A 19266-nucleotide genomic window follows, 5' to 3' on the forward strand; every position below is an offset into this window, starting at 1 on the left:
CCTATGGCAAGCCCAACCCGTGCGCGGATTGCGACATCGGCGACAAGGAAGCGACGATCCGGCCGGAAAGAGCGGCCCTTTTCGGCACCACCGCGCGTGAGCGCGGGGGACACCGGGCCGAGCCCCAGACCCGAGGCCCCAGACAAGGCATCCGCCCGAAGCGGACCGCTCAGCCGATGCGCGCGCCCCGGTTGAGCAGCAAAAGCGAGGGCTGCCACGGGCCGAGATGAAGCGTGTGATCGGGCCGCGGGCGGATTGAGCCCAGTTCCCCGCCAATCGTCACCCAGTCACCCGCGGGAACGGCGGTATCGACGGGATGATCCGACAGGTTGAAGAAGCAGAGAATTTCCTCGCTCTCATTGAGCCGGTGGAAGCTCAGCACATCGCCTTGAGCCAGCACCTGCGTCATCTCCCCCGCCTTGAGGGCGCTGTGGTGATGGCGGAAGGCGATGGCGCGGCGATAATGATGGATCAGCGCCGCGGGATCTACTTCGGCGGCATCGGGCGCGAGATTGTAATGCGCGGGCGGCACCGGCAGCCAGGGTTTGGCAGAGGAAAACCCGCCGTAGGCGGCATCCTTGCGCCAGACCATCGGCGTGCGGCAGCCGTCGCGGCCCTTGAACTCCGGCCAGAATTCCTTGCCATAGGGGTCTTGCAGATCCTCATAGGAAAGCTCAGCCTCGGGCAGGCCGAGTTCCTCGCCCTGATAAAGGCAGATCGAGCCTTTGAGGCACATCAAAAGCGTTGCGTAAAGCCTTGAGGATGCGGGGTTAAGGCCCCAGCGGGTGATGTGGCGGACAACATCGTGGTTGGAATAGGCCCAGCAGGCCCAGCCCTCGGCGGCAACGCGCTCCAGATGATCAAATGTGTCCTTGATGAAGCTCGCCTTGAGCGGCGCATGGCCCGACAAAAGCTCGAAGGCGTAAGACATCTGCATCTTGTCGTCGCCCGAAGTATATTCGCCAAGGATTTCGAGCCCGCGCTGGCTGTCGCCCACCTCACCCACGGCGGCGGCATTGTAGCCGTTCATCAGCGTGCGCAGCTTGCGCAGGAATTCGACATTGCGCGGATGGTTCTTGTCGTGGATGTGGCGCTGGTGGTTGTAGGGGTTCACCTTTGGCGCGGTCTGGTCATTGCGCTCGGCGGGCGGCAGCGCCGGGTTGTCGCGCAGCTCCGCGTCATGCATGTAAAAATTGATCGTGTCGAGACGGAAGCCATCCACCCCGCGGTCAAGCCAGAACTTCGCCACGGCGAGCAATTCCTGCTGCACCTCCATGGAATGGAAATTGAGGTCCGGCTGCGCGGTGAGGAAATTGTGCAGGTAATACTGCTCGCGGCGCGAATCCCATTGCCAAGCCGGGCCGCCGAAGATCGAGAGCCAGTTGTTGGGGGGCGTGCCATCGGGTCTGGGGTCTGCCCAGACATACCAGTCGGCCTTTGCATTCTCCCGGCTTGAGCGGCTTTCCTTGAACCAGGGGTGCTGGTCGGAGGTGTGGCTCAGCACGAGGTCGATCAGCACCTTGAGGCCAAGCGCATGGGCGGTGGCGATCACCTGATCAAAATCGGCAAGGCTGCCGAACATCGGATCGACATCGCAGTAATCTGAAATGTCATAGCCAAAATCCTTCATCGGCGAGGTGAAGAAGGGCGAGATCCAGACCGCATCGGCGCCAAGCGAGGCCACATGCGGCAGGCGCTGCACAATGCCCAGAAGGTCGCCCACCCCGTCTCCGTTCGTGTCCTGAAAGCTGCGCGGATAGATCTGGTAGATCACCGCGCCCCGCCACCAGTCCGGCGCCTTGTTGAGCAAGTTCATGGTTCATCCCCTTTCCCCGCGCTGCCCGCAGGCCGCGCATCAAAATGTGTGCACCCCACCCAACGAGATGCCGCACCGCCATAGCCCGGTCCTTATGGCGGATCGGGGCAGCAGCCATGACCAACGGCGGCGGGGCCAGATCGTTCCACGGACCGCGGCCCGGACCGGGGGGCGAGCGCGCCCGATTGCGGCCTCACACCCAATGGTCTTCAAAGCGCTTTGATCGGCCCGAGCCTCTGCCGTCGCCCCGCTCCTGTCAATAATTCGCTGGCGAAGGCGCTGAATTTGATGCGCGCGCGGGCAAGATGCATCTGATTGACGCGCCAAAGCCCGAAGCGTAGGCTCCGCACGACCAAAGCGCTTTGAAGGCGCGGGGCGGACCGGACCATGACCCTCAAGGATCTTGCCGAGATGCTGGGCCTCTCGCCGACAACGGTGAGCCGGGCGCTCAACGGCTTTCCCGAAGTGGCAGAGACGACACGGCGCCGCGTCGAGGCGGCGGCGCTTGCGCATGGCTACCGGCCCAACAGTCAGGCGCGCCGCCTTGCCACCGGTCGGGCAATGGCCATCGGCCATGTGATTCCGCTCTCGCGCCAAAACGAGATGCTCAATCCGATCTTCGGAGATTTCATCGCCGGGGCGAGCGCGGTCTATGCGACCGCGGGCTATGACATGGTGCTGATCACCGTTGCCGATGCCGATCAAAGCCGCGCCTACCGGGCCTTGCGTGCGCAGGGCAATGTGGACGGGGTGATCGTGCAGGGCCCGCGCGCGCAAGACAGCCGGATTGCGCTGCTCAGCGATCTGGGCCTGCCCTTCGTCGTGCATGGGCGCGCCTCCGGGGTGGATCTGCCCTATGCCCATGTGGATGTGAACAGCGCGCGCGCTTTTGAGCGGGCGACACGGTTTTTGATCGACCTCGGGCATCGCCGGATCGCATTGGTGAACGGGCTCGAGGAGATGGATTTCGCGCTGCGTCGGCGGCGCGGCTTTGAGCGGGCGCTGGGGGAGCGCGGGCTTGCGCCCGACCCGCATCTGATGCTTTCGGGTGAAATGACCGAGGCGCAGGGCCATGCGGCCGCGCACCGCTTGCTGGCGCGACACGACCCGCCGACCGCGTTTTTGACGAGCTCGCTTCTCTCGGCCATGGGGGTGCGCCGCGCGCTCTGGGATCTGGGGCTTAAGATGGGGCGCGATGTCTCGATCCTCACCCATGACGACGAGCTTGGCTATTTTCGAAACGGTGCCGAGGAGCCGATCTTTACCGCCACGCGCGCCTCGGTGCGGGCGGCGGGGCGGCGATGCGCCGAGATCTTGCTTGCGCAAATCGCGGAGCCCGGCGCGCCGCCCGTCACAGAGTTGATGGAGGCGGTGCTGGTCGTCGGCGCGTCGACTGGCCCGGCGCCGGGGGCGCGGCCATGAGCGCGCGCATTCGGAGGCTGGATCTGTATTGTCTAATATTGGAAAATAGTTACGCGCCAATCTTTCCACGCAAAGCTTTTCAGAAACGCGCCCCATTTCGCGCCGGCCTCTGCGTTGCGCCCGGCCGGGCCACAAGGCCCGCAAGGCGCGTAGAGCCGGTTTCGCCCGCACCTTTCCCCTGCGAAAGCTTGCAGCCCCCCCCGAAGGCGTCCTATCACGCTTTAAGGAAAGCTCTGGAGCGTTAGATGATCTCGTCCACCCCCGACCGTTACACGCTTCTGGCCGATATCGGCGGCACCAATACCCGCGTTGCGCTGGCCGAGGCCGGGCGGCTGCTTCCCGAAACGATCCGCCGCTATGCCAATGCAGGGCGCCCGGCGCTGGAGCCGATCCTGGTTGATTACATGCAGACCGAAGGCGTGAGCGATCTTGCGGGTGCCTGCGTTGCCGCCGCAGGGCCGGTGCGCGACGGCGTGGCGCATATGACGAACCTTTCCTGGGTGATCGAGGATCGCGCCATTGCCGAGGTGACAAAGGCAGAGACGGTTGCGGTGCTCAACGACCTGCAGGCACAGGGGCATGCGCTGGGATATCTGGCCACCGATGCGGTGCGCGCGCTGCTCCCCGGCGCCGCGGCCCGGCCCGGCTCAAGCCAACTCGTGATCGGTGTGGGCACCGGTTTCAACGCCGCGCCCGTGCATGAGGCGCCGGGCGGGCGGATTGTTGCGCCCTCCGAATGTGGCCATGTCACGCTGCCCACCGTGAGCGCGGAGGACATCGCCTTGATGCGCTTCGTCGAGGAGGTGCATGGTTTTGCGGCGGTCGAGGATGTGCTCTCCGGGCGCGGGCTGGAGCGGGTGCATGCCTTTGTCACCGCGCGCGCCGGCGCCCCGGCGCGGCTTTCAGCGGCGGAAGTGATGGAGGAAATCACCGCCCGCACCGAGACCGGCCGGGAGACGGCGCGGATCTTCGTGCGCCATCTGGGCGCGGTGGCGGGCGATCTGGCGCTGATCCACCTGCCTTTCGGCGGCATTCATCTGTGCGGCGGCGTGGCCCGCGCCTTCACACCGCTTTTTGAGGAATTCGGCTTTGCCGAGGCGTTTTGCGCCAAGGGCCGATTTGCCGAGTTCCTGCGCGCCTTCCCGGTCTCGGTGATCGAGGATGATTACGCCGCGCTGGCGGGCTGCGCCGCCTATCTCCACGCGCGTGCGCCGCAACTGTAATACCGCGGCAATACCGCGCCCGCGCGCGGCGTTCCTGACGCCTTGATTTATCCTGTCCGGCGCCTGCGTCCGGGCGCGAAATTCGATTTTCCGTCAAGTCAATCTTAACCCGCACCCGCTAAATCTCTTTCATGCAGGAATGAAAGGGGAACGCGTGATCCTTCTCCAAAACCAACTTTTTGTGAGGTCGTGATGCAGACCATTGCTCTCGCCGCCCGCCTCGATCTTTCGCAGGCCACCCCGCTCGCCACCGCGTTGCGGCAGGCTGGCGGGACCGATCTCGTTCTCGATGCCTCCGCGGTCACCCATCTTGGTGGGCTCGCGCTGCAAGTACTCGCCTCGGCTGCGCAAGGCGCGCGCACCGCGGGCACCTCCTTCACCATCACTCCGCGCTCCGACGCTTTCGATGAAGCTCTCGAAACCTTCGGCATTGCTCCCGCGGATTTGCAAACCGGAGAGGCCGAATGAGCCTGACTGTCCTGGCCGTCGACGACAGCCGCACGATTCGCGATATGCTGAAACTCGCCCTGACTGAAGCGGGCATTACTCTTCATCTGGCCGAAGACGGCGTGCATGGGCTTGAGGTGCTCGAAGGAATCGCTCCCGATGCGATCATCTCGGACATCAACATGCCGCGCCTCGATGGCTTCGGCTTCATTGAAGCGGTGCGTCAACAAGACAAACACCGTGGCACGCCGATTCTCGTGCTGACCACCGAATCTGCGCCTGAGCTGAAAGCGCGCGCCCGTGCCGCTGGTGCGACGGGCTGGATTGTGAAGCCGTTTGATCCGCCGAAGCTGGTCAAGGCTTTGCAGATGGTTGCGGGCTGAGGAGGCACGAATGGCAACGGACCCGATGGCGGAAATCCGGGCAAGTTTCTTCATCGAATGTGAAGAGCTGCTCGAGAGTCTGCAAGATGCGCTCTCCGATATGGACGAGGGCAGTCATGACAATGAGACGATCAACGTCGTCTTCCGCGCGGTTCATTCCATAAAGGGTGGTGCCGGAGCCTTTGGTCTGAACGCGCTGGTGGGCTTTGCCCACCGCTACGAGACCGTGCTCGACGAACTCCGTTCGGGGCGTCTGTCAATCACTCCCGAAGCAATGAAACTGTTCTTCCAGGCCGCCGATCTGCTTCAGGATCAGGTGCGCGCCGCCCGCGACGGCGCCGCGCCCCCGGATGGCTCGGAACCCTGCCTTGTGGCGCTTGAGGCGCTGATGGGCGGCGCCCCCGTGGTTGAGGAAGTGGAAGAAGTCACCGACTTCCAGCCGATGGGCCTGGCCTTCGACTTTGGTCCGGCCGATGAGGAGGCGGCGCCCACACGCCCGGCGTGGATCGTGCGCTTCAAACCCTCTGCGGCGCTCTACGCCTCGGGCAACGAGCCGCTGCATCTGCTGCGCGCGCTCAAAAAGCTCGGCGATTGCAAGATCCGCTGTGAGACGGGCGCCCTCCCCGGCCTCGATACGCTCGAGCCCGAGGCCGCCTATCTGGAGTGGATCTGCGAAATCAGCGGCGATGTGACCGATTTCGACATCCGCGAAGTGTTCGACTTCGTGGAGGATGTTTGCGAGATCGAGATCACCAGCGCTGACGCGGCGCCCGCCGCTTTCGATCTGCCCGATCTTGCGCCGCTCGGCACGCAGGAGGAGGATTTCGGGGCCCCTTTCCCGGCAGCGCCGCAAGTCGAGATGCCAATGGCTGACGCGGCGCCGATGATGACCATGACGGCAGCACCCGCAGCAGCGCTTGAACTCGAGAGCCCGCCCGCGGTGAGCGCGCTTGCGCAAACGCCTGAACCCGCGGCCCCGCCCGCGGCGACCGGGGGCGGCGCCCGCGAAGGCCGCGAGGCGCGCGAAAGCGGCGGTTCCGAACCGCAGGCGACCGTGCGCGTCGATCTTGATCGCATTGACCGTCTGGTCAACCTTGTGGGCGAGCTGGTGATCAACCAGGCGATGCTGGCGCAAAGCGTGGCCGAAGCCGGCCTGCCGCCGAACTCGGCGGTGATGACCGGGCTCGAAGCCTTCATGATGCTGACCCGCGACATCCAAGACTCGGTGATGATGATCCGCGCCCAGCCGGTCAAGCCGCTGTTCCAGCGCATGGCCCGGATCGTGCGCGAAGCCTCGGCCGCCGTTGGCAAGGAAGTGCGTCTGAAAACCGAGGGCGAGGCGACCGAGGTCGACAAGACCGTGATCGAACGTCTGGCCGATCCGCTGACGCACATGATCCGCAACTCGGTCGACCACGGGCTCGAGACGCCGGACAAGCGCGTTGCCGCGGGCAAGTCACCCGAAGGCGTGATCACCCTCTCCGCGCAGCACCGCTCGGGCCGTGTGGTGATCGAGATCACCGACGACGGCGCCGGCATCAACCGCCCGAAAGTCCGCGCCAAAGCGATCGAGAAGGGGCTGATTGCCCCCGACGCCCAGCTTTCCGACAGCGAGATCGACAACCTGTTGTTCCTGCCCGGCTTCTCGACCGCCGATCAGGTCTCCGCCCTCTCCGGCCGCGGTGTCGGCATGGATGTGGTGCGGCAGGCGATCCAGGGCCTTGGGGGCCGGATCACGATCCATTCGGAGCCCGGCAAGGGCACGCGCTTCTCGATCTCGCTGCCGCTCACGCTTGCCGTGCTCGATGGCATGGTGGTGAACGTGGCCAATGAAACGCTTGTGGTGCCGCTCTCTTCGATCCTCGAAACCGCGACGCTCACGGATGAAGACATCCGCGCGCTTGGCCCCAACACCAACGTGATCCATGTCCGGGGCGCCTTCGTGCCGCTCTATGACCTGGGCGCCGAGCTGGGCTACCGGGCGCCGAAAACGAGCTATGCGGGCGGCATCGTGCTGCTCACGGCGCAGGAAAACGGCACCCGCTCGGCTCTTGTCGTCGACTCGATCCTCGAACAACGGCAAGTTGTGATCAAGGGGCTGCAACGCAGCTACGGCCATATCCCCGGCGTCGCCGCCGCCACCATCCTTGGCGATGGTCAGATCGCGCTGATCCTCGACCCCGCCGATCTTGTCTCCAACGCTTCCGGTCGCACCCGGAGCCAAAGCTTCGCTCTTGCAGGATAACCGCCATGGCACTGGAAAAAAGCTCGCAAAACTCCTCCGAACTCGAACTCCTGTCGTTCCGGCTGGCGGATGAAGAATACAGCGTCGACATCATGTCGGTGCGCGAGATCCGCGGCTGGACCCGCGCGACCCCGCTGCCCCATGCGCCGCACCATGTGCGCGGCGTGATCAACCTGCGCGGCACGGTGCTGCCGGTGGTCGACCTCTCGGTGCGGCTCGGCATGGAGCCGGTCGAGGGCGATGCGCGCAACGTCATCATCGTCGTGCAAGTCGGCACCCAGACCGCGGGGCTGCTCGTCAACGCCGTCTCGGACATCCTTGCGCTGCCGCGCACCGAGCTGCAACCGCCGCCGGAACTCGCGGCCGATTGCGCCCACAGCTTCATCGAGGCGCTCACCATCGTCGACGGGCGGATGATCCGCGTGCTCGATCTGGCGGCCGTTCTCCCGGATGACAATGCTGAGGCCGCATGAATAACCCACTTCCCATCAGCGGGGCCATCGCCCCTTCGGCGAGCGAGCTTTCGACGATCGCGCGGGTTCTCTATGAACACGCCGGGATCGTGCTCGCCCCGGGCAAGGCCTCGATGGTGCAATCGCGGCTTGGCAAACGGTTGCGCGCGCTGGGCCTGAAGGACTACCAGAGCTACATCGCCTACGTCACCTCTGACGAAGGCCTTGAGGAACGCCGCGAGATGATCTCGGCGCTCACCACCAACGTCACCCAGTTCTTCCGCGAGAACCACCATTTCGAGACGCTGCGCAAGGATGCGCTGCCGCCGCTTCTGGCCAAGGCGCGCGCGGGGGGCAAGGTGCGGATCTGGTCGGCGGGCTCGTCGAACGGGCAGGAAGCCTTCACCATCGCCATGGTGCTGGCGGACATGGCGCAGGATCTGGCGCGGCTCGACATCAAGATCCTTGCGACAGATATCGACCCGCGCATGGTTGAACGCGGCCGCGAGGCGCTTTATGATAGCGGCACGCTGAACACGATCCCGCAACCGATGCAGCGCTTTGTGACCGTCGAGGCAGGCGGGGTGCGCGTGGTGCCGGCCCTGCGCGGACTTGTCAGCTTCAATGAGCTCAACCTGCACGAGAAATGGCCGATGAAGGGCCGTTTCGACATTATCTTCTGCCGCAACGTCGTGATCTATTTCAGCCCGGAGGACCAGCTCAAGCTCTGGCGGCGTTTCGAATCCGTGCTTGCCCCCGGGGGCTGGCTGTTCGTTGGTCATTCTGAACGCGTGCCGCTGGACGACAGCACCGCGCTCGGCACGGCCGGCATCACAACCTATCGGCTGCCCGAAGCGGCAAGCCCGAACGGAGGCCCGAAATGGCACTGAGAGACCAATTGCGAATTATGGTGGTCGACGACATGTCCACCTCTCGGGGCCTGATCACACAGGCGCTCGACGCGATGGGCATCCGTCAGGTGGGCTATGCCACCGACGGCCCCGGCGCGCTGCAAATTCTCGACAAGACACCCGTCCATCTGGTGATCTCGGATTACAACATGCCGGGCATGGACGGGCTGCAACTGCTCCATGCGCTGCGCACGAACGCCAAGACCAAGGGGTTGGGTTTCATCCTAATCACCGGTCGCGCGGATCGCGAGATCATCGAGAATGGCAAACGGCTGGGGATGAACAACTTCCTCAAGAAGCCTTTCACCCCGCAGGAACTGCGTGCCTGCATCGAAGCGGTGGTGGGGCGGCTATGATCGGCATCTCTCCAGAAATGGTTTCCCATGCGCTCGAGCACCGCGACCTGCCGCTTGATGCGCTCGCCGGACGGATCGGCGACGAACTCGACACGCTGGCCCGGCTCTCCGCTGAAGTGCAGCGCGCGCTTTCGATGTGCCATTTCGCCGAACATACCGATATCGAGGCAATCCGCGGCCTGCAGGGGATCGACCGGATCACGCAGGCGCTTGAGGATCTCGGCCGGCTGATGGCCGCGGTTTCCACCGAAATGCCGCAGGATGTGAAGCTGCATGCGGTGCCGATCCTGTCGCGGCTGCGGCTTCATGAACTGGCCCAGAACCTCGACCCTTCTGCCGAGCGCGTTGTGCATGAGGAAGAGGACACCGGAGAAATCCAGTGGTTCTAAGCCTCTCCGACTAACAATCCGCCGCCGTCCGCAAGGATCGGCGGCGTTTTCATTTTATGCGGCACGGTCCTGCCCGGGCCCTGCCCGTTTTTATGCCACGAACAGATTTTGCGGCGCGGGCGCGGGGCGTGTTAAGGCACTGTTTACCCTAAAGCTGGTTAATGGGACAAAACGAGCAGCAGGAGTGAAGAATGATCCCCCCGATCCCGCAAGCCGCCCCGGCCTGCGCCGCGTCCCCCCGTTTTGCCCCGCAAGCCTCCTCCTCCAACGCCGGGCAGCCTCCGTTGGTCGCCCCGCCCCGGTTTGCGCCGGCCCGGTTTGCGTCGGCCCCCCTCGCTCCGCGGCACGCAGACCGCCCCGCGGCTCATGCGCAATTGCACGCGCTGGGCTGGCTCGGGCTCGGGCTCAGCGTCGTTCTTGCGGGCTTTGGCCTGACCGCCATCGCGCTGTGGGAATGGATGCGGCTGCTCGGCCTTGGCTGAGCGAGGCGCGACTCGCTGCAGCTTGGAAAATTTCGGCATTGCGGCGAAGTCAAGCGCCCGAAATGGTCCAAATTGGCGCTGCGCTGCCGCGAAACACCTAAACCAAACCGTTGAGTTTGCTTGCTTTCGTGGCCTTGGCGCAACAATCTTGCGACTGGACCCTCACGCGGACGTGACGTAAGGCCGCAGCGCGAATTGATTCACTTTCGCGCCATGCTACGGTGAGCGCGGGAGAGAGAGTTCCGTACACTCGAGGGAAGAGACAACCATGAAAAAGTTTATGCTGACGGCGAGCGCCCTGATGCTTGGCGCCACCGCTGCAACCGCGGGCGGGATCGAACGTTCCACGCAATCGGTGGGGATCCTGTTCGAAGAGGGCAACTATGCCGAATTCAGCCTTGGCGGGTTCCGCCCCGATGTTTCGGGCACCGGGCTGAACAGCACGGCCACGGGCTATAACGGGGCTTCGGGCGATATGGCGGGCGATTTTGGCGGGCCGAGTTTCGCGCTGAAGATGGCCGTCAATGAAAAGCTCGACTTCGCCGTCGTGCTCGACAGCGCTGTTGGCGCGAATATCAATTACCCGTTCGGCAGCGGCTATTTCCTGCAAGGATCGACCGCCACGATCAGCAACACCCAGCTCACCGCGATGCTGCGCTACAAGCTGCCCGAGAACTTCTCGCTGATCGGCGGCGTGCGCGCGCTGCGCACCTCTGGCAAGGTCAGCCTGCCGAGCGTGGCCGGGTATACGATGGAATCCTCCAAAGAGACTGACTTCGGCTATCTCGTTGGCGTGGCGTGGGAAAAGCCCGAGATCGCGGCGCGGATCGCGCTTACCTACAACTCGAAGATCACGCATGACTTCGATGCGAACGAGAATTTCGTGCACCCGCTCGCGGGGCCGCTTTCCTTCGACACGGCCTTCAGCACCACGATCCCGGAATCGGTGAACCTCGAATTCCAGACCGGCATCGCCAAAGATACGCTTGTGTTCGGCTCGGTGCGCTGGGTGCACTGGACGCAGTTCGACATCACCCCCGATGTCTATACCTCGCCCGCCTATCTCGGCCAAACGCCGCTGGTTGATTACACCGAAAACACAACGACCTACACGATCGGCGTTGGGCGCAAGTTCAACGAAAAATGGTCCGGCGCGGCGATCCTCGGCTACGAAAAGCACACCGGCACCCGCACCGGCAACCTCGGCCCGACCGATGGTTTCCGCTCGATCGCGCTCGCCGCGACCTACAAGGTCAGCGACAACGTCAAGGTCACCGGCGCGGTGCGCTATGTCGATATCGGCGATGCCCGCACCAACCTGCCGATCGACGGCGACTTTTCCAGCAACTCGGGCTGGGGCGCGGGCGTGCGCGTCGGCATCAGCTTCTGAGCCCCCGCCCCTTGGCGCCAAGAGCGGCCCCGCCACCGGCGGGGCCCTTTGTTTGCGCGCGATTGTGCTTGGCACAAGATCCGGGTGGCGAGGCGCGCGCCACGCGGCTAGCGTCGCGCCATCATGACAGCCCCTCGCCTCACCCCTCTTGCCTGGATGCTCCTTGCCGCGCTCGCGCTGGTCTGGGGCACCTCGTTCCTGTCGAACCGGGCCGCGCTTTCGGGCGCGGGGGTTCTCACTGTCGTCACTTTCCGTGTCAGCCTCGGCGCGCTCGCACTTTGGCTCTGGGCGCTTGCACGCCGCCGCCCGCTGCCCTCACACCCCAAATATATCGTGGTTTTCCTCGTGATGGGGGCGCTCAACAACGCAATCCCCTTCTCCCTCATCGTCTGGGGCCAGACCCAGATCGACTCGGGCCTCGCGGCAATTCTCAACGCCTCGACCGCGCTGTTCGGCGTGCTCGTTGCCGCCGCCGTGTTCTCGGATGAGCGGCTCAGCCTGCCCCGCCTTGCCGGGGTGCTGATCGGGCTTTGCGGCGTGGCGCTGGCAATCGGGCCCGCCGCGCTCTCGACCTTCACCCTTGCCTCGGCCGCGCAATGGGCAATCGTCGGCGCTTCGCTCTCCTACGGGTTCGCGGGCGCCTATGCGCGCCGCGCCGTGAAGGGGCTTGCGCCCGAGGTTGCCGCGGCGGGGATGCTCACCGGGGCGATGGTCTGGCTGATCCCGGCGATGCTGATGATCGAGGGGGTGCCGCGGTTTGACTGGGGCATGGAGGCGTGGGCGGGCCTGCTCTGGCTCGCGCTCGGCTGCTCGGCGCTCGCCTACCTGATCTATTACCGCATTCTCGCGCTTGCGGGCGCGGGCAATCTCTCGCTTGTCACGCTGCTGATCCCGCCGGTGGCAATCCTCGCGGGCTGGGCGGTCTATGGCGAGCGGCTGGGCCTGCGCGAATGGGCCGGGTTTGCCGTGATCGCCGCGGGCCTGTGGCTGCTCAACGCTGCGCCAAAGCCGCGCGCCAAAACCGCGTGACGCCGCCAGCCCCGCAGGCTAAACCCGAAGCGATGGCAAGGGGGTATCGATGATCTACGCCAATCGCGCGGACTGGCTCGCGGCAAGCCGTAAACGGCTTTTGTTCTTTGGCATGTCGGGGCTGGGCAAGACCCATGTTTCCTCGATGCTGCGCGCCGCCCCCTCGGGCTGGTTCCATTACTCGGTCGATTACCGCATCGGCACGCGCTACATGGGCGAATATATCGCCGACAATTTCAAGCGCGAGGCGATGAAGAACCCGTTTCTTGCCGAGCTGCTTTTGAGCGATTCCGTCTATATCGCCTCGAACATCACCTTCGACAATCTCGCGCCACTCTCGACATACCTTGGCAAGCCCGGCTCCGAGCCCAAGGGCGGCCTGCCGTTTGACGAATACATGCGCCGGCAAAACCAGCACCGCGCCGCCGAACAGGCCTCGCTGATGGACACCACCCATTTCATCGACCGCTCGCGTGCGATCTATGGCCTGAAGCATTTTGTGTGCGACTCGGGCGGCTCGATCTGCGAGGTGGTGGAGCCGGACGACCCGCACGACCCGATCCTGCGCGAGCTCTCCTCGCATCTGCTCATGGTCTGGATCGAGGGCAGTGAGGCGCATACGGGCGAGCTCGTGCGCCGCTTCGACCGGGCCCCGAAGCCGATGTATTACCAGCCGCAATTTCTCGAAAAGAAATGGCTGCAATATCGCGTCGAGCGCGGGCTGAAGGAAGATGAGGTCAACCCCGACGATTTCATCCGCTGGACCTATGCGCAGGCGCTCGACCACCGCCAGCCGCGCTACGCGGCGATGGCGCGCAACTGGGGCATAAAGGTCGCGGCCTCCGATGTCGCCCTTGTGCGCGACGAGAAAGATCTTACATCGCTGATAGCCGCGGCCCTGCCCGGCTGAGGTTTCTTCGTTAAGACCGCATCACAAGTATCGGACATAAAATGCCTATCACCCTGCCGGAAAGTCTCCCCGCCTTCGAAATCCTGTCGAAGGAAGGCGTGATGGTGATGAGCCCCGAGCGTGCGGCGCGGCAGGAAATCCGGCCGCTGCGGATTGGCCTGCTCAATCTGATGCCGAAGAAGATCCAGACCGAGAACCAGTTTGCCCGGCTGATCGGTGCAACGCCGATCCAGATCGACTTCCAGTTGATCCGCATGACCGAGCATCAGACCAAGAACACCGCCGCCGAACATATGGCGACCTTCTACCGGCCCTTTGCCGAGGTCGAGGCCTCGGGCGAGAAATTCGACGGGCTGATCGTCACCGGCGCCCCGATCGAGCATCTCGCTTTTGAGGAGGTGACCTACTGGGACGAGCTGACCCGCGTGTTCGACTGGACCCAGACCCATGTCTTTTCCACCTTCGGCGTCTGCTGGGGCGGCATGGCGATGGCCTATTACTTCCACGGCGTGCAAAAGCATCTGCTGGCGGAAAAAGCCTTCGGCTGCTTTCGGCAGCGCAACCTCGCCCATACCTCGCCGTTCCTGCGCGGCTTCTCGGATGAGGTGCTGGTGCCGGTCAGCCGCTGGACCGAGATGCGGCAAGACGAACTCGATGCCGTCGGGCTCAAGACCCTGATCGCCTCGCGCCGCACCGGACCCTGCCTCGTTGAAGACGCCTGCCACCGCGCGCTCTATGTCTTCAATCATTTCGAATATGACAGCACCACACTGAAAGACGAATATGATCGCGACGTGGCGGCCGGCAAGGCGATCACCGTGCCCGCGAATTACTACCCCGAGGACGATCCGACCCGCGCACCCAAAAACCGCTGGCGCAGCCATGCGCATCTTCTTTACGGCAACTGGATCAACGCAATCTATCAAGACACGCCCTACGATCTGGCGCAGATCGGGATGTGAGCAGAGAAAGGGGGGGCGCTGCCCCCTCTTGGCCTGCGGCCAATTCACCCCCGGGATATTTGCACAAAGTCGAAGGCGAAACCGCTTTCTCTTCGACTTTGCTTAAATATCCCGGGGGGAGTCTCCGCAGGAGACTGGGGGCAGCGCCCCCCTCCCCGGCTTGCCGCCCCCGCGCCTCCGGCTATAGTAAAGCCCCATCACATCGACCCGGAGGGCGCGCATGAGCAAGGACAAGGCAGAACCGACGATGCCGGAGGCGCTCGACATTCCCTTCGTCGGCGCGATCACGCATTATCTTGAACAAGACGCGCCGGAGGCCGTGCGCAAGGCCATTGCCGGTGCGAAGAAAGACGAGATCCTCTCTCCCTCTTATCCCTACCGCGCGGAGATGAAGAAGAAGGAGTACGAGGCCGAGATGGAGCGGCTGCAGGTCGAGCTCGTGAAAATGAGCTGGGGGCTGCAAAAGACCGGGCAGCGGCTCGTTGTGCTCTTCGAGGGGCGCGATGCCGCCGGCAAGGGCGGCACGATCGAGCGGCTGCGCGACAATCTCAACCCGCGGCAATGTTCGATCGTGGCGCTTCCCAAACCGACCGAGCGGCAGGCGACGCAATGGTATTTTCAGCGCTATGTCGAGCGGCTCCCCGCTGCCGGCGAGATCACGCTGTTCGACCGCTCGTGGTATAACCGTGGCGTGGTCGAGCAGGTGTTCGGCTTTTGCACCCCCGAGCAGCGCGGCCATTTTTTCAACCAGCTTCCGGGCTTTGAAAAAATGCTTGTCGACGAGGGGATCGTGCTGGTCAAGCTCTGGCTCTCGGTCGACCGGGCCGAGCAACTCAAGCGCTTTCTCGACCGCGAGAAAGACCCGCTCAAGCAATGGAAGCTGAGCTGGATCGATGTTGAGGGCCTGAAGAAATGGGATGAATACACGATGGCGATTGCGGAAACGCTCGAGCGCTCCGACACGGTGCATGCCCCCTGGACGGTAGTGCGCTCCGATGACAAGGACCGCGCGCGTCTTGCCGCGATCCGCTCCGTGCTGCACCGGATTGATTATCCGGGCAAGGATGCGGCGGCAATCGGCGCAGTCGATCCGAAGATCTGCGGCGGGATCGACCTTATCGATGGCTAAACAGGGCTATCACCACGGCAACCTGCGTCAGGCGCTGGTCACCGCCGCGCTCGACCTCATTGCCGCGCGCGGGCCGCAGGGCTTCACGCTCTCGGAGGCGGCGAAAGAGGCGGGGGTGACCCCTGCCGCCGTCTATCGTCATTTTGCGGGGCGCGAAGACCTGATCGCCGAATGCGCACGTCAGGGCTATGCGATCTATGCCGATCTGATGGAGCATGCCTGGAACGGCGGCCAACCCTCGGCGCTTGCGGCCTTTGGCGCCATCGGCCGCGCCTATCTTGCTTTTGCCAAGAAATTTCCGGGCCATTACATGGCCATGTTCGAAAGCGGCCTGTCGCCCAACCGCTCGCCCGAGCTTGCCAACGGGGCTGCGCGGGCGGAGGCGGTGGTGATGCGCGCCACGCAGGCGCTCTCGGCCCATATCCCCGCGGCGCGCCGCCCGCCCGCCTCGATGGTGGCCGCCCATATCCGTGCGCTCTCGCATGGCGTGGTCGAGCTTTACGCCCGCGGCACGCCCGGGGGCCAATCCCCCTATTCGCCCGATGACCTGCTCGAAAGCGGCATCGGGGTCTATCTGCGCGGGCTCGGGCTGATCGCCCCGGATTAACGCAGCGCCGTGGCGAAGGCCCAAAGCCCGAACCCTGCCATCGTCAGGCTGGAGACCCGCGCCGTCCAGAGCGCGAAAGCGGGGGGAAGGCGGTGATGGAGCGCGGCGACAAGGCCGGACAGAAAGGCCCACCACGCCATGGAGCCAAGAAAGACGCCCGCCACCAATGCCGCGGTGGCAAGCGGGGCCGAGCCCTCCGCAAGCCCAAGCCCGGCAAAGATCGCCGCGAACAAAAGGATCGTCGGCGGGTTGGTGATGGTGAGGCCATAGGTGACGAGCGTGGTGCGCCAGAGCCCCCGCGCCTCGGGCGCGGCAGCCGCGCGGGGCGTGGCCGTCGTGCCACGCGGCCAGCCCGTCACCGCGAGATAGATCAGGAAAGCGCCGCCCATCAGCCCGAGCGGGAGCGCGATCTGCGCGACAATCTCCCGAAACACCGCAAAGCCGGTGGCCGCCGCCGTGGCAAAGGTGAAATCGGCAAGTGCGGTGCCAAGCCCGCCCGCAAGCCCGGCCAAAAAGCCGCGCGCGAGCGTGCGCTGAATGCACAGAACCCCGATGGGCCCGACCGGCGCCGCAATCGCAACTCCGATCGCCAATCCTTTGAGAAACATCATCAAAGCGAGCATCGCCGGTCACTCCCGCAGCTGAAATGGCGGCTCGACAACGGTCGAGAGCGCCAGCATGGTCTCGGACCGCGCGATCCAGCCTTCCGCCTTCAGCCAGCCCAGAAAGCCCTCGACCCCGGCGAGCGAAGGCATCCGCACCTGCACGAGATAGGACCACGGACCCGTGACATGATGGCAGGCCGTCACCTCCGGGCGCGCCGCAATCGCGCCGCGAAAGGCGGTCTCATCGGCCGTCTCGGCAAGCGCGATCCAGACAAAGGCCGTAACCGGAAGCCCGAGCGCCCCGGCATCGAGATCCGCGCGCATCCGGCGCAGCACGCCGCGCTCCGAGAGCCGTTTGAGCCGGTCATTCACCGCAGATGTGGACAGGCCAACCTGCGCGCCGATCTGCGCCATGGACTGCCGCGCATCGGCGCTCAAAAGAATGCAGATTGTCCTGTCGATGTGATCCATGCCCGGCATTTGTCCCCTATCGTGCGACGCATATCGGATATTTCATGCCATTTCTTCTGCCTCAAGCGTCATCTTTCGGGGCCCGGATGGCGTGCGGCATCCTGCCGGTTCGGGCCGGTCAAACCGCAAATCTTCCGCAAGCGCCGTGAGGCGTGACCAAAGAGCCGCGTTTTCTGCGGCTTCCTGTCGATCTGTCGCAAAATGTTGAAAAAAGCGGTTGCAAGCCCCGAACCGGCACGTTAAATCCCCGCCTCACGAAGACCCCTGACGCGGAGAGGTGGCAGAGTGGTCGAATGCGGCGGTCTCGAAAACCGTTGTCGGTGTGAGCCGACCCAGGGTTCGAATCCCTGTCTCTCCGCCATCACCCCAAAAGTGCGATATTTTCCCATAAGATCAACGCTTTATGGGGGTACCGTCAAAAGCATCAGACCAATCAATCAGACCACTTTTTTGGTATGTCGCAAACGGGCCGTGGCCTGAGCCCTGACGCCAAGGCCTTCCGCAATTGGTTCACCGGGACGGTGCTGCCTTCCATCCGCAAGGATGGGGGCTTCGGAATATTCCACCGCAGATTTCTGAGAGCCCGATATAGACATCTGACGCCCGCGCGCATCCCCCGTTGGGGTGGGGTGCTGTCCGCTGCGGTGCCGTTGAAGGCATCCCCGCCCCGCCACCTCCCCGATGAGGAGATCGTCGAGGACATCACAGCCCAACCTTCGGGCACCCCTGCGTTCGCCTTGAAGGGCCAGAAGGTGCGCGTGGTGATGCGCGAAGGTGAGCCCCTCCCTTTACGACTTCCACGGCCACAGCATCCGCGTGGTCCAGATCGACAACGCCCCGTGGTTCATTGCGGCTGATGTGTGCAAGGCGCTTGGTATCAGGAATACGGTCCATGCGGAGCAGGTAAGTGTCGCTGAAAGCGATAGTAAACGTCTCCAGATCGCAGGCCAGCGCGGCCTTGGGACTTACCCCGTCCGCGCAATCAAAGGCCCCCCAAACTTGAGTTCAATTCAAGTTTTGAATTGCCGGGGTGCGGGGACCAAGGGCCGACCCAACAAGATCGTCTCGGAGGCGGGCCTCTATCAACTAGTCCTGCAGAGCGACAAGCCCGAGGCTAAGACGTTCCATGCGCAGGTGACCCGCGAGGTGCCGCCTACCATCCGCAAGGACGGGGCCTCGAAATATTCCACCGCAGATTTCTGTGACCCGGAGATAGATACCTGACGCCCACACGCGTCCCCCCGTTGGGGTGGGCGAGGGTGCCTTAAAGGGCCACAACATCCGCGCGGTCACCATCGACGACGCCCCGTGGTTCGTTGCGGCTGACGTGTGCAAGGCGCTCGGGCTGACCAACACCGCCACCGCTGTCGCCAAAAGTGTCAATCCGATTGATACTAACACCTAGTCGACGGAGCGAGAGAGAGGCCTTGTGGCCCCACCGTTACGCCGGAACTGAGTAGATCAATCCGCGAAGCAGCGGACGTTCTCCTTCAATCTCAATGTAGCAGATTGCGTCTAGCCGCGCCCCGATCATTTCGCGCTTTAGGTCTTCCGACATGTTGTTGAAGATGTATTCGCGCTCATCTGCAGTCCCGACGCGGCAGGTTGACCACGTATCTTCAAACCAGCGCGGCACATCAAGCGGCAAACCGAGGAAGCGCCTGTCAGGGTTCGCCATGACCAGACGTCGGAAGATTTTCGGTGCGTCTGCATATTGATCGTCTGTCACTTCCATATCGTAGACGACCCCGCGGAGTCCGCTCTTGAAGGAAATCGGATAAGCACCCGAAGGAATGTCGGGCAGCGAGAAGTATCCGCCCTGATTCAAATCGTAGGCAACGTAACCGCCGAAGCCCACGACACCGATGACCAAAAGCTTTGTAAACCAACCCATAATGCAATCCTCTAGCCCATGGGCGAAACACTGGCACTTCCACAGGGCCACTGCAAGATCAGCCTCTATCTAACGGGCATCCTCGACCTTCCCGGCCTGTCTGTCTCTTGGTCCTCCTGATGGGCCGCTAGGGTATACCTCAA

General features: G+C 63.9%; 22 protein-coding genes and 1 tRNA gene. 19 read left to right on the forward strand and 4 right to left on the reverse strand.

All coding sequences use genetic code 11. The annotated features are described in order from the left end of the window. Nucleotides 1-169: 169 nt before the first annotated feature. The gene (locus ACFSM0_RS15535) at nucleotides 170-1816 is read right to left on the reverse strand and encodes an alpha-glucosidase (RefSeq protein WP_377392380.1); all 1647 of its coding nucleotides are present in this window, start codon (nucleotides 1814-1816) and stop codon (nucleotides 170-172) included. A 387-nt stretch (nucleotides 1817-2203) separates the two neighbouring features. On the opposite strand from ACFSM0_RS15535, the gene ACFSM0_RS15540 reads away from it, so the two are divergent. The 16 genes from ACFSM0_RS15540 to ACFSM0_RS15615 all read left to right on the forward strand — a co-directional run bounded on the left by ACFSM0_RS15540 (nucleotide 2204) and on the right by ACFSM0_RS15615 (nucleotide 16153). Beyond that, nucleotides 2204-3238, forward strand: coding sequence for a LacI family DNA-binding transcriptional regulator (locus tag ACFSM0_RS15540; RefSeq protein WP_377392383.1), 1035 nt, complete (start codon nucleotides 2204-2206; stop codon nucleotides 3236-3238). 245 nt (nucleotides 3239-3483) lie between these two features. Then, complete coding sequence (locus ACFSM0_RS15545) at nucleotides 3484-4461, forward strand: glucokinase (RefSeq protein WP_377392386.1); 978 nt, start codon at nucleotides 3484-3486, stop codon at nucleotides 4459-4461. A 192-nt stretch (nucleotides 4462-4653) separates the two neighbouring features. Then, nucleotides 4654-4929, forward strand: coding sequence for an STAS domain-containing protein (locus ACFSM0_RS15550; RefSeq protein ID WP_377392389.1), 276 nt, complete (start codon nucleotides 4654-4656; stop codon nucleotides 4927-4929). Then, a complete protein-coding gene (locus ACFSM0_RS15555) occupies nucleotides 4926-5291 on the forward strand; it encodes a response regulator (RefSeq protein WP_097070573.1) in 366 nt (121 codons plus the stop codon). The genes ACFSM0_RS15550 and ACFSM0_RS15555 overlap by 4 nt, the downstream gene beginning before the upstream one ends. Before the next feature lie 10 nt (nucleotides 5292-5301). Beyond that, nucleotides 5302-7536 carry a chemotaxis protein CheA gene (locus ACFSM0_RS15560; protein WP_377392394.1) on the forward strand — a complete coding sequence of 745 codons (2235 nt, stop codon included), beginning with the start codon at nucleotides 5302-5304 and terminating at the stop codon, nucleotides 7534-7536. Between the two features lie 5 nt (nucleotides 7537-7541). Next, nucleotides 7542-8009 (forward strand): chemotaxis protein CheW, encoded by a 468-nt coding sequence (locus ACFSM0_RS15565; RefSeq protein ID WP_377392397.1) that lies wholly within the window; start codon nucleotides 7542-7544, stop codon nucleotides 8007-8009. Then, nucleotides 8006-8878, forward strand: a complete 873-nt coding sequence (locus tag ACFSM0_RS15570) for a CheR family methyltransferase (protein ID WP_377392400.1) — start codon at nucleotides 8006-8008, stop codon at nucleotides 8876-8878. Before ACFSM0_RS15565 ends, ACFSM0_RS15570 begins: the two co-directional genes overlap by 4 nt. After that, complete coding sequence (locus ACFSM0_RS15575; RefSeq protein WP_377392402.1) at nucleotides 8869-9255, forward strand: response regulator; 387 nt, start codon at nucleotides 8869-8871, stop codon at nucleotides 9253-9255. Before ACFSM0_RS15570 ends, ACFSM0_RS15575 begins: the two co-directional genes overlap by 10 nt. Further along, entirely contained in the window at nucleotides 9252-9644 is a 393-nt protein-coding gene (locus ACFSM0_RS15580) for a hypothetical protein (protein ID WP_377392405.1), read from the forward strand. Before ACFSM0_RS15575 ends, ACFSM0_RS15580 begins: the two co-directional genes overlap by 4 nt. A 191-nt stretch (nucleotides 9645-9835) precedes the next feature. Continuing rightward, nucleotides 9836-10126 carry a hypothetical protein gene (locus ACFSM0_RS15585; protein WP_377392408.1) on the forward strand — a complete coding sequence of 97 codons (291 nt, stop codon included), beginning with the start codon at nucleotides 9836-9838 and terminating at the stop codon, nucleotides 10124-10126. Nucleotides 10127-10394: 268 nt separating this feature from the next. Continuing rightward, nucleotides 10395-11516, forward strand: a complete 1122-nt coding sequence (locus ACFSM0_RS15590) for an OmpP1/FadL family transporter (protein WP_377392411.1) — start codon at nucleotides 10395-10397, stop codon at nucleotides 11514-11516. 123 nt (nucleotides 11517-11639) lie between these two features. After that, complete coding sequence (locus tag ACFSM0_RS15595; protein ID WP_377392414.1) at nucleotides 11640-12545, forward strand: DMT family transporter; 906 nt, start codon at nucleotides 11640-11642, stop codon at nucleotides 12543-12545. 49 nt (nucleotides 12546-12594) lie between these two features. After that, nucleotides 12595-13455, forward strand: a complete 861-nt coding sequence (locus ACFSM0_RS15600; RefSeq protein WP_377392417.1) for an ATPase — start codon at nucleotides 12595-12597, stop codon at nucleotides 13453-13455. Nucleotides 13456-13496: 41 nt separating this feature from the next. Continuing rightward, nucleotides 13497-14417, forward strand: a complete 921-nt coding sequence (locus ACFSM0_RS15605) for a homoserine O-succinyltransferase (protein ID WP_377392421.1) — start codon at nucleotides 13497-13499, stop codon at nucleotides 14415-14417. Between the two features lie 220 nt (nucleotides 14418-14637). Continuing rightward, nucleotides 14638-15546 carry a polyphosphate kinase 2 gene (gene ppk2 / locus ACFSM0_RS15610; RefSeq protein WP_377392424.1) on the forward strand — a complete coding sequence of 303 codons (909 nt, stop codon included), beginning with the start codon at nucleotides 14638-14640 and terminating at the stop codon, nucleotides 15544-15546. Beyond that, nucleotides 15539-16153 carry a TetR/AcrR family transcriptional regulator gene (locus ACFSM0_RS15615; protein ID WP_377392427.1) on the forward strand — a complete coding sequence of 205 codons (615 nt, stop codon included), beginning with the start codon at nucleotides 15539-15541 and terminating at the stop codon, nucleotides 16151-16153. The genes ppk2 and ACFSM0_RS15615 overlap by 8 nt, the downstream gene beginning before the upstream one ends. Here the strand turns inward: ACFSM0_RS15615 and ACFSM0_RS15620 are convergent. Continuing rightward, entirely contained in the window at nucleotides 16150-16776 is a 627-nt protein-coding gene (locus ACFSM0_RS15620; RefSeq protein WP_377392430.1) for a LysE family translocator, read from the reverse strand. The two genes, ACFSM0_RS15615 and ACFSM0_RS15620, sit on opposite strands and share 4 nt — an antisense overlap. A 6-nt stretch (nucleotides 16777-16782) precedes the next feature. Beyond that, on the reverse strand, nucleotides 16783-17229 hold the full coding sequence (locus ACFSM0_RS15625) for an Lrp/AsnC family transcriptional regulator (RefSeq protein ID WP_377392433.1): 447 nt from the start codon (nucleotides 17227-17229) through the stop codon (nucleotides 16783-16785). 271 nt (nucleotides 17230-17500) lie between these two features. Here ACFSM0_RS15625 and ACFSM0_RS15630 point away from each other — a divergent pair. The 3 genes from ACFSM0_RS15630 (at nucleotide 17501) to ACFSM0_RS15640 (ending at nucleotide 18634) form a co-directional block, all read left to right on the forward strand. Next, nucleotides 17501-17590 (forward strand) — tRNA-Ser (locus ACFSM0_RS15630). A gap of 413 nt (nucleotides 17591-18003) precedes the next feature. After that, entirely contained in the window at nucleotides 18004-18453 is a 450-nt protein-coding gene (locus ACFSM0_RS15635; RefSeq protein ID WP_377392436.1) for a BRO-N domain-containing protein, read from the forward strand. 25 nt (nucleotides 18454-18478) lie between these two features. Continuing rightward, nucleotides 18479-18634, forward strand: coding sequence for a BRO family protein (locus tag ACFSM0_RS15640; protein ID WP_377392439.1), 156 nt, complete (start codon nucleotides 18479-18481; stop codon nucleotides 18632-18634). 36 nt (nucleotides 18635-18670) lie between these two features. Here the strand turns inward: ACFSM0_RS15640 and ACFSM0_RS15645 are convergent, their stop codons facing one another. Further along, nucleotides 18671-19123: a hypothetical protein gene (locus tag ACFSM0_RS15645; RefSeq protein ID WP_377392442.1), complete on the reverse strand. Its 453-nt coding sequence runs from the start codon at nucleotides 19121-19123 to the stop codon at nucleotides 18671-18673. Nucleotides 19124-19266: the final 143 nt, after the last annotated feature.

It is taken from the genome of Rhodobacter lacus (assembly GCF_042683065.1).
Lineage (GTDB): Bacteria > Pseudomonadota > Alphaproteobacteria > Rhodobacterales > Rhodobacteraceae > Rhodobacter > Rhodobacter lacus.